This window comes from Pseudanabaena sp. SR411, from assembly GCF_002251945.1.
Lineage (GTDB): Bacteria > Cyanobacteriota > Cyanobacteriia > Pseudanabaenales > Pseudanabaenaceae > Pseudanabaena.
This window is the reverse complement of record NZ_NDHW01000218.1, coordinates 1-11169: the sequence shown is the minus strand read 5'-3', so window position 1 is coordinate 11169 and position 11169 is coordinate 1. Positions and strand designations below refer to the sequence as shown.

The 11169-nt window shown below is 41.7% G+C and carries 5 protein-coding genes; all 5 read right to left on the bottom strand.

Annotated features, from left to right (window positions below):
- Positions 1 to 51 precede the first annotated feature (51 nt).
- Positions 52 to 615, bottom strand: coding sequence for a hypothetical protein (locus B9G53_RS23305; protein WP_094535835.1), 564 nt, complete (start codon positions 613 to 615; stop codon positions 52 to 54).
- 259 nt (positions 616 to 874) lie between these two features.
- Positions 875 to 6775: a tetratricopeptide repeat protein gene (locus B9G53_RS23300; RefSeq protein WP_176453331.1), complete on the bottom strand. Its 5901-nt coding sequence runs from the start codon at positions 6773 to 6775 to the stop codon at positions 875 to 877.
- A 123-nt stretch (positions 6776 to 6898) separates the two neighbouring features.
- Entirely contained in the window at positions 6899 to 10324 is a 3426-nt protein-coding gene (locus tag B9G53_RS23295; RefSeq protein WP_176453330.1) for a tetratricopeptide repeat protein, read from the bottom strand.
- A gap of 131 nt (positions 10325 to 10455) precedes the next feature.
- On the bottom strand, positions 10456 to 10617 hold the full coding sequence (locus tag B9G53_RS27660; protein WP_176453329.1) for a hypothetical protein: 162 nt from the start codon (positions 10615 to 10617) through the stop codon (positions 10456 to 10458).
- Positions 10598 to 11053, bottom strand: a complete 456-nt coding sequence (locus B9G53_RS23290; RefSeq protein ID WP_094535832.1) for a Uma2 family endonuclease — start codon at positions 11051 to 11053, stop codon at positions 10598 to 10600. The genes B9G53_RS27660 and B9G53_RS23290 overlap by 20 nt, the downstream gene beginning before the upstream one ends.
- Positions 11054 to 11169 lie beyond the last annotated feature (116 nt).

Below are 11169 nucleotides of genomic sequence, written 5' to 3'. Positions count from 1 at the left end.
TATCCCATGTTTGACTCCTTTTTCTACTCTTCCTAAGATACCAAATGGGTTCTATATAGCCCCTAAACCAAGCAGTGATGCTGCTTCACCATAGCGATCCTTGATATCGCGATAGATTTCTATAGCCGATGTAATTGTTTGAAGCGCTTTGCGATAACGGCTGGTTTGAAATTGCTGAGCGCCTTGCCGTAACAGATAATCTGCTTGGCTTTTACGGTTTTGAACTGTTGATGATGACGATAGTTGACTTTTTTTGAGAAAATCAGATGCTCGTACTTCTGTTTCTTTATCTCCGATCTTCTTAGCTATCTCTACAGATTTCAGTAAATATTCTTGCTCATTGGGAATATCTCCAAATAGAAGGTAATTCAACCCAATAAAAGACAGGATTGCAGGCTCAAATTGGGTATTTCTAATTTGCTTGAAAACTGCTAGTGATTGCTGAAAATAATCAATTGCTTTATTGCGGTCTTGCGTTGTTTGTTCCTCAGCCATCATCAAACCCAAATAAGTCGGCGGCACCATGCCCAAAATCCCAGCCAAAGCCACAAACACCAACACAGAAAAACGAGAAACCTTAACAAAACCTTTGCGAGAATCTAGATTCATAGCCATATTACTGATCTGCGTGCTTACAATCTTACATACATTTCACCCCACCGAGCATATGCAGTTTTATCAAGGAAAAAGTTAAAAGGAAAAATTACCGTTGTTCGCCCCTTAGCCACCAATTCTGGGGGAACAAGAAAATAAAAGCCTCTTAAAGTCCCTCAGAATTGGGAGATTTAGGGGGCTACAATATTAAATTTAGTTAAAAATCTTGCACGTATTAACTTCTCAAACACGCTCTAAAACTCGTAAATCTCTCCCTTCCTCACAATCCATTTCCAATCAAGATGAATGCTGACCAGTAGAAGGGATGCGAGAGCTGTGTTTCTTCATTAGTTGGGACTGTCCCCACGATTCTGACACCAGCCCGATCGCTACTATTGCCCTTTTTATCGCTAAGGATCATCATAATTTGTGCTTGACGCAGAGCCTCGGATGAAGACATGTTTTTCTGACTGAGGTTTTTGTATAGCGCTTGCATCAGTTCGCTTGTGCCATTGTCGCTGACTTTCCAGAGAGATGCGATCGCTGCTCCTGCTCCTGCATTCTGAATCTGATAGCCCAATCCTAAAATCTCAATACCATTACCGACTTTCCCGCCAATTGCTGTTTCGCAAGCACTAAGCACCACCAGATCGACATTGGTTAATGTCCAATTGGCGATATCTGTCATTGAGGCAATCTTGCCATCGCCATAAATAATAAATGATTTGTCTGCTTCTCCCACGGCAAAATATCCATGTGTTGCTAAATGCACAATCGTATTGCTCTGCATTCTTGGTAAGGTTTCATTTTTGTTAAACTTCCCATCAATGAGAATTGTGGTTTTGGGAATAAGCGCTGCGATCGCTTCCACTTCGATTTTAGTAGCAGGTAATGCTCCAAAGGATATTGAGCTATCGTCTAGTTTGATGTTTTGACTTTGGGTAGCTGCCGCCGCAAGGACACGAGGCTGATTGTAGGTTCTGGGAGTGAAGTCGGTGAGCGAGCTTGAGGTGATGTTATTGATGCGATATTTTTCTACTAGCCATTGCTTTCCGTCATACAGAGCAGCAAGGGGAATATACCGCAGTTGTCCATCGGGGGCATAAATTATGGTTTGAATATTCGCGTCTTTTAGCTCTGCCTCAAAGGGTTTAATCAAGTAGTTGTAGAATTTTTGTCCATCATCTTTGACAGTTGTAGATGAGGGATTCCGTAAGCTAGTAATAAAGTCAGAAATATCCCTGTTTAGAGTTTCGCGTTTGAGGTTGATGGTTTTACGGATTGGCGGTGTGGTGGCGGTAATCAAGATTAATTCGAGGCGATCGTCTAGGATGAGTGGATAGAAGAAAGCGGCATTTTTAGCTTGATTGAGGCTTTTTCGCAGTCGGTTGAATTTCTCAATGTCAACGCTTTGGGCTTTTTCTAGACTTAGTTGTTTAATCTGTTTTTGGACTTCAGGGCTTTGCAAAAATTTGTTGAATTGTTGGGTGCGATCGCTTTCTTGATCGGTTAGATAAGCGAGTCGATCTTTTTGGATTTGGGTGAGGCTTTCATATCCAATTCTGTTTAAGTCAGCAAGTTCAAGGCTGAGTGCAATGATCGTCTTTTCTGGGTTTTGAAGGTTTACACCTTTAGCGGTTTCGCTGTCACCACGCACGGTGCGGAGATATTCGCTTAGTTCTTGGACTTTGAGGAGGTCGAGAACTTGTTGGGCTTCGAGGATGCGGTCTTGTTGGAGAAGTAAGTCGGCAAGATTGCGATAGGTATCTTCGACTGTGGATAGATAGGATTTTTGGTCTTCTTTTTTGAGTCCTCTGATGTCTTTGCGAATTGCTTCACGCACATTGACGGATTGTTTGTAAAAGAGAATAGCGAGTTCGGGTTGTTTCAGCTTGGCGAGCAATTTACCAAGATTATTTAGTGTTTCTCCTTCAAGATCGCGATCGCCGATTTTTTTAGCGACTTCTAGGGATTTTTGATAGTAATCAACTGCTTTGGGATAGTCTTTGAGGTAGCTATAGGATTCTCCTAAATTGTTCAGAGCCTCACCTTCTCCATTGCGATAGCCAATTTGTTGGAAGATCATAAGTGATTGTTTCACATATTCCAATGCTTTTTGATATTGTCCGATCTTGTTATATGCTTCACTTAAACTCTTGAGCGAATCTGCTTCACCACTACGAGCGCCAATTTGTTTGCGGATGGCTAGGGACTTCTCAAAGAACTCAATTGCTTTTGGGTATTGAGCGATTTTGTTGTAGAGTTCGCCAAGACTGTTCAGAGAATATCCTTCTCCACTGCGATTGCCGATTTGCTGGAAAATAGTTAATGATTGTTGGTAATATTCAATTGCTTTTGGATATTGTCCCAGATTTTTATAAACACTACCAAAATTAGCTAGGGCATAGCCTTCCCCATCACGATCGCCAATTTGCTGAGATATTGCTAAGCCTTGCTGATGATATTCAAGAGATTTTTGATACTGGGCAAGGAAATTGTAGAACGCACCAATACTAAGAAATATCCTTTCTTCGCCATTACGATCGCCGATTTGCTGATATATCGCTAAACTTTGCTGATAATATTCAAGTGACTTTGGATAGTCTCCAAGCGCTCTATAGGAAACACCAAGATTGCCGAGCGCACCTGCCTCTCTTTTACGATCGCCGATTTGTTTAGCAATCGCAAAAGATTGCTGAAAATAGTCAATGGCTTTTTGGTACTGACTAATTGCTTCGTATGCACCACCCAGAGAAATTATTGCTCCTACTTCTCCATCGCGATTGCCAATTTGTTTTGTGATCGCTAAAGATTGCTCGTAGTATTCCATCGCTTTTGAGTATTGTCCGAAGTCTTTATATACACCACCAATATTAATGAGCGATGTTCCCTCACCTTCGCGATCGCCGATTTGTTTGGCGATCGCTAAAGATTGCTCGAAATATTCCAGCGCTTTCCGATTTTGTCCGATATTAGAATAAACAAGTCCACTGTTGTTAAGAGCGGCTGCTTCATGTTTGCGATCGCCAATTTGCTTAGAGATCGCTAAGGATTTCTGATAATAGTCAAGTGCTTTTGAATACTGGGCAATGGAAGCATAAACATTGCCAAAAGTAGTTAGCGAAGTTCCTTCACCTTGACGATCGCCAATTTGTTGTCTAATGTCTAGAGCTTGCTGAAAATACTCAAGCGCTTTTGGATACTGGGCTTGAATTCGATAAACTTCACCTAGATTATTGAGCGAAGTTGCTTCAATATTGCGATCACCAATTTGTCTAGAAATCACCAAAGATTTTTGAAAATAGTCAAGTGATTTTGGATATTCAGAAAGTGACATAGCCACAAAACCTAGATTATTCAGCAAAATGCCTTCATTCTGTCGATCTCCAACCTGTTGAGCAATGACTAAAGCTTGTTGGAAATATTCATATGCCTTTTGTGGCTGAGAAAGAGACTTATAAGCACCACCCAGACCAATGAGGGGCTTTCTTTCACTATTTAAATCGCCAATTTCCTTACAAATAGCTAAAGATTGCTGAAAATAGTCAATGGCTTTTTGATACTGTCCAATTTTGATATATACATTGCCAAGGTTACTTAGCGAAGCTGATTCAATCTCACGATCGCGACTTTGCTTGCTAATCACTAAAGATTGTTGGTAATACTCGATCGCTTGTGGATACTGCCCAAGGGAAAGATAAGCATTGCCTAAATTGTTGAGCGAAAGACTTTGGTGCTTGCGATCTCCATGCTCTTGGGCAATCGCTAAGGATTGCTGATGATATTCAATCGCTTTGGGATATTGAGTAAGAGCTTGATAAGCATTCCCAAGCCCATTGATCGCCAAATTCTCATAATCACGACTATCAATTTGCTTGGCGATGACTAAAGCTTGTTGGTAATACTCTATGGCTCTGTTGTACTGTGAAAGAGAAAAATAGGCATTCCCAAGATCGATCAGAGAATTTCCTTCGTCATAGGGATCGCCGAGATCCTTACGGATTAACAAAGCTTGTTGATGATACTCAATTGCTTTAGGATATTGTTCCAATTTTTGATATACTTTACCCGAATTATTGAGGGAATCAGCCTCTCCCTCTCGATCGCCAATTTGCTTTTTGATAACTAAAGATTGCTGATAATACTCAATTGCTTTTGGATATTGCCTCAATTCATCATATGCATTACCAAGATTGTTCAGCGCATTTCCTTCAACTTTACGATTATCGATTTGCTTGCTGAGCGCTAAAGCTTGCTGATAATAATTAATTGCCTTCTCGTACTGTTCGAGAGAATCATAAATAACTCCTAGATTATTGAGCGAATTTGCTTCCCCTTCACGATCTCCAAGCTGCTTGCGAATAGCCAAAGCTTGCTGATGATACTCAATCGCTTTTTGGTATTGTTTCAAGGAACTGTAAGCATTACCCAGATTATTGAGCGACTTTGCTGCTCCCTCTTGATCGCCAATCTGCTTTTGAATGGCTAAAGATTGTTCAAAAAACTCAATCGCCTTTTGGTACTGTCTTAGCGAATTATAAATGTTACCAAAATGATTGAATGAACCCCCTTCACCCTTGCGATCGCCGATTTGTTTTTTGATAATTAAAGCTTGCTGATGATATTCAAGGGCTTTTTGATATTGCCTTAAGCCATTGTAAGCAATTCCCAGATTATTAAGAGACTGTCCCTCACCTACGCGATCGCCGATTTGCTTACGGATTGCTAAAGACTTCTCATGAAGCTTAATCGCTTTCTGTTGTTGATCGAGAGAGTTATAGGCATTGGCAATACCATTGAGTGATTCTGCTTCACCCTTGCGATCGCCGAGCTCTTTTCTAATCGCTAAATCTTGTTGATGATATTCAATTGCTTTTGGGTATTGCTTTAATGAATCATATGCTTTACCAAGATTGCCTAGAGCTAATCCTTGCTTCTCTCGATTGCCAAGTTGTTGATAAATCGCTAAGGCTTGCTGATAATATTCAATTGCTTTTTGGTGTTGCTCTTGAAAGTTATAATTATTACCATAATTGAGCAACATATCTCCTTCGCCTAGGCGATCGCCAATCTGTCTCGCAAAATCTAAAGCTTGCTGATGATACTCAATTGCCTTTGGATATTGCTTGAGTGACTGATATGCATTACCCAGATAGTTAAGTACAGACACTTTCTCTTTAGCGTTTTCGATTTGATTAAGAATAGCCAGAGATTGTAAAGAATACTCAATCGATTTTTGATATTGTTCAAGTAGCTGATAGGTATAAGCAAGATTGCCAATCGCCGTAGCTTCCCCCTTGCGATCGCCTAATTTCTTCTTGATCACAAAACCTTGCTGATAATATTCAATTGCTTTTGGATATTGTCCGAGGGAAATCGCCGCACTACCAAGATTATTCAACAATATTCCCGCACCCTCACTATCTCCGATTTGCTGATAAACAGTTAAAGATTGCTGATAGTACTCAAGTGCCTTTTGATAATCTCTTAGTGCTTCATAGGTAATACCAATTTTATTAAGAGTCCGAGCTTCATTATTGCGATCGCTAAGTTGCTTCGCAATAACTAAACATTGCTGGTAATACTCAATCACTTTTTGATACTGCTTTAGAGCATCATAGACATCAGCAAAATTATTAAGCGATCCCAGTTCGCTTCTTCTATCACCAAGTTCTCGAAATAATCTTAAAGCTTGTCCATAATAAGCGATCGCTTTTTCGTAATCCTTGAGAAATTCATACACCAAGCCAATATTATTAGTTGCCTTTGCTTGCAAATCCTTATTGCCAATTTGCTGAGCAATTTCTAGGGATTGGTTATACAGGGCGATCGCCTTCTGATATTCCTCAAGCTCTGCATAAGCAACCCCTAAACGCCGCAAAGCATTACTTGTTCCAGCAAGGTCTTTACTCTGACGAAAAAGCTCCACTGCCCTCTCTAACGTCTTAACAGCCTCCCGAAATTGATTCTTATCAATTTGCTGATTGCCCAGTTCTAGCAATCGTTCTGACTCTGCTTTACTTTCTGGCTTTGTCTGCGCTACAAGCCCCGAATCTGAGATTGGCTCCACCGCCATTGCATCTAAAGCATCCTGTGACAGTGCAACCAAAGACACCAACAAAGGACAAACAATCATAGAAATAGCTGTCAGCGATAGTCTGTGGCGAGAGCGTAGATTCATAGCCATATTTCCGATCTGCGTGCTTACAATCTTATTTACCTATCAGGATACCGACCATATGCAGTTTTTACACCATTTAATATTTTCACCACAATCTGCGATTGCTAATGCTCAGCGCAAACCTCATAACCCATTGCCGATCGCAAAGAATGCTGACCAATAGTAGGGATGGGATAATGTCGAGGAACTTGGCACTGTTCCCACGATTCTAACGCCAGCGCGATCGCTGTCTGATCCCTTCTTGTCGCTATTTATCATTGCTATCTGCGCTCTGCGTAATGCTTCCACAATTGAGACATCACCTTTTTTTAGTTCTGCATAAAAAGCATCCATGAGGGCTTGAGTACCAGCATCATCGACTTTCCAGAGAGAGGCGATCGCAACTCTCGCTCCTGCGGCTTGCATTTGATAGCCTAAGCCGAGAATCTCGACACCTGATCCTAACTTGTCTCCTAGTCCCGACTGACAAGCGCTCAACACAACCAAATCCACATTGGTTAATACCCATTTGCGAATATCGGTGATTGTCGCTTTTTCGCCATCACCGAAGATAATGAAGGAATCTTTGGGGTCGCCAGTGGAGAGTTGTCCGTGAGTTGCAAGATGGAGAATGGTGTAGGAGTTGGAGTTACTGGTGGTTAATTCTTTGGTGAAAGCAGTTTCGATAAGGGTGGTGGTATTGGGAAAGCGATCGGCGATTTTTTTGACTTCCGTTAGAGTAGCGGGTAGTCCTGAGAAGCCTTGTTTATTGACGTTGCCAAAGGCTCCTGCAAAGATCTTGGGTGTGGCGATCGGCGGTTTATTAAACTTAGTTAGCGAGGCGGCAGTGATGTTATTAACTCGATATTTTTCGATGAGCCATTGTTTGCCATCGTAGAGAGCCGCAAGGGGAATATAGCGCAACTGTCCATCGGGGGCATAGATGATCGTATCGATTTTGAGTTCGGCTAGTTCGGTTTCAAAGGGTTTGATCAGCCATGTATAGATCTGCTGTGCAGGTTTTTTGACATCCTGTGAGCTTGCATCTCTGAGTCCTGCTAGAAAATCTGTAATTTCTTGATTGAGATTTTCGCGTTTGATGTTGATGGTGCGGCGAATTGGGGTGGTTTTGGCAGTAATCAGAATTAGTTCGAGGCGATCTTCGAGGATCAGGGGATAGAGGAGAACGGCGTTGGGATGTCGAGCAAGGATATCGGTACGGAGATTTTGAAAGTTGTTGGTAATATCGACGTTTTGTTGTCTTTCCTTGAGACGCAGTTCATCGACTAGGGTTTGGACAGGATCGCTGTCAAGAAAAGCGATGAATTGATTTTGTTGTTCTTGTTCGGATTTGACGAGTTTGTTCAGTCTTGCTTGTTCGGCGGCGGTGATGTTGTTGGTAAGTTTGCGCTTTTGTAGTTCGTCGAGTTCCAAGGCAAGGGCGATGAAGGTTTTTTCTTGAGTTCGCAGTTCTGTTCCTTGTTCGGTTTGGCTGCTGCGGGTGGGGGTGCGGAGGTATTCGTTGAGTTCTTCGACTTTGAGGAGGTCGAGGACTTGTTGGGTTTCGAGGATACGGTCTTGTTTGAGTAAAAGGTCGGCGAGGTTGCGATATGTATCTGCGACTTTATCTAGATATAATCGCTGTTCTTCCTGTCTTAGTTTCCTAATGTCTTGGCGAATTGACTCGGTAACGTTGACCGATCTTTTGTAATAGAGAATGGCAAGTTCTGGCTGATTCATTTTTGTTAATACATCAGCGATACCTCGGAGAGAATCCGCCTCGAACGATCTTTGATGGTCTCGGCTGCTTGCATTATTCTTTAAGGATTTCTGAAAATATTCAATTGCTTTGGTATAGTCGCCAAGCGCATAGTAATCTAGTCCCAAATAATAACTAGCACCATCTTGCTGATGGTACTCAAGGGCTTTGTTGTACTGTTTTAAATTGTAGTATGCATAACCTATCCCCCTAAATTCTATCTTAGGATCTTTGCCAATTTGTTTAGAGATGGCTAAGGATTGCTGATAAATTTCAATTGCTTTTTCAAACTGTTTTAGATAAATATACGAAGCTCCTATGCCAATTAGAGAATCTCTTTGATCAGAAAGATTCCCAAGTTGTTTAGAGATGCTTAAGGACTGTTGATAGTGGTCAAGGGCGTTTTGGTACTGCCCTAGATAGAAGGATGTTTCACCTTGAAATCGGAGCAAAATTGCCTCTCGTTTGCGATCCCCAATTTGTTTATAGATTGCCAAGGATTGTTTTTTATAATCAATTGCTTTGTCGTATTGCTCTAGAGAACCATAAATATCTCCAAGAGTGCCAAGTACACCTGCTTCGTCATGACGATTTTCGCTTTTCTTTATGATTGGCAAGGCTCTTTTTAAGTAAAGAATTGCTTTCTCATACTGTGAACTCAATTTATACTGCTCACCAAGTCTAGCAAGAATTGATGCTGCGGTGAGGGAGACATCAATTTGTTTAGAGACAACTAAAAATCGTCGTTCGTATTCATCGGCTTTAGTGCGGTTTTTGACAGAATAGTAAGCACTACTCAAAAGAACAAGAACATCACTTTCCATCTGAGGATTTTTACTTGTCTGTGCAATCTCTAAGCTTTGTAGATAGAACTCAATAGCCTTGTTATATTTACCAATGAGGTGGTAAGCAGCTCCTAGCGACACGAGTATGCTCATCTCACCCTGACGGTCTTTGATTTCCCTTAAGATTTCCAGATTTTGCAGTTGGAACTCAATTACTTTGTCATATTTGCCGAGGGAATGGTAAGCACGTACCAGATCTCCCAGTACATTTCCCTCACTTTTACGGTCTTTGGTTTCCCTCATGATTTCTAAGCGTTGCAGATGGAACTCGATCGCTTTGTCATATTTGCCGAGGGAATGGTAAGCACGCCCCAGATCTCTCAGCGCATTTCCCTCACTTTTACGATCTTTGATTTCCCTCATGATTTCTAAGCGTTGCAGATGGAACTCGATCGCTTTGTCATATTTGCCGAAGGAATGGTAAGCGTTTCCCAGATTCCCCAGAGACTGTCCCTCACCTTGTCGGTCTTTGATTTCCCGCGTGATCGTCAAGCTCTGCAGATGGAACTCGATTGCTTTGTCATATTTGCCGAGGGAATGATAAGCCCTTCCCAGATTTCCCAGCGCGTATCCCTCACCGAGATGGTCTTTGATTTCCCGTGCGATTCCAAGGCTTTGCAGATGAAACTCAATCGCTTTTTCATATTCATCGAGGTAATAGTAAGCACGTCCTGTTCCCCCTAATGCCCATAGTTCCCCTTGCCTAAATTTAATTTCGCGATAGATAATCAAGGCTTGTTGATATGACTGCAATGCGGCAACAAATTGGCTGATGTCAAGTTGCTTATTCCCTTGATTAATCAGTCGATCTGCTTCTGCTTTACGGTCTTGTGCTGTTTGTGCCTGAACCGTCATCAAAACCAAATCAGGCGGCGACACCACACCCACAACCCCAGTCAAAGCCACAAACATCAACGCATAAAACCGCGAAGCCTTAACAAAACCTTTGCGAGAATCTAGATTCATAGCCATATTCCTGATCTACGTACTGACAATCTTATCTACATCTCCAGATCTTGACCATATGCAGTTTTCAATAAAAATCCCTTAGGGGTATAGCATTACCACCACCATTTACACAAAACTCATACCGATCCTTACGCATCATCTGGATCGATACCCATAGAACATAAGCAATCGGTTAGGCGATTTGCACGTTGCCGATCCTGTTCAGCCATTTGTTCAGCCGCCATCAAGAGTTGAGGCGCAACGTGCCTCAACTCTTGATGGCGGATTGAATTAAAAATTGAGCCAATCAAAAATTTGGGTAACGGTCAAAGTTAAATCAACTCCACTRAGAACAGGTACAGATTGCYCCCCTTTAAACATCTGAATGCGRCGATCGCTAGATATGACAAAAATATTTTGTTCTTCAGGATCGAGCATCCATCCTAACTCTGTCCCATTTTCGAGGCAGTGCAATATATTGGCCAAAACCTTATTGGGACTTTGTCTAGGTGAAAGAATTTCAATTGTCCAATCAGGATAGGTCAAAAATTTATTGGCTATTTGTCCATCAGGGTCACGGGGAATGCGCTCCCAGCAAAATACGCAAACATCAGGAACAATTGATGCGTCGCCAAAGGTACAACGTAATTCTGGAAAAGCGATCGCTATCTTAGAAAGTTTAACTACTTGATTGATAATTGAGAGTGTAAAGTGAGATGTGTAAAGACTGGGAAGTATAGAACCCATTTGGTATCTTAGGAAGAGTAGAAAAAGGAGTCAAACATGGGATATAGCAGCAGCCTAAGCGATCAAGAGTGGGAGATTATAGAACCTCTGTTACCTAAAAAAAAGAAGACGAAACC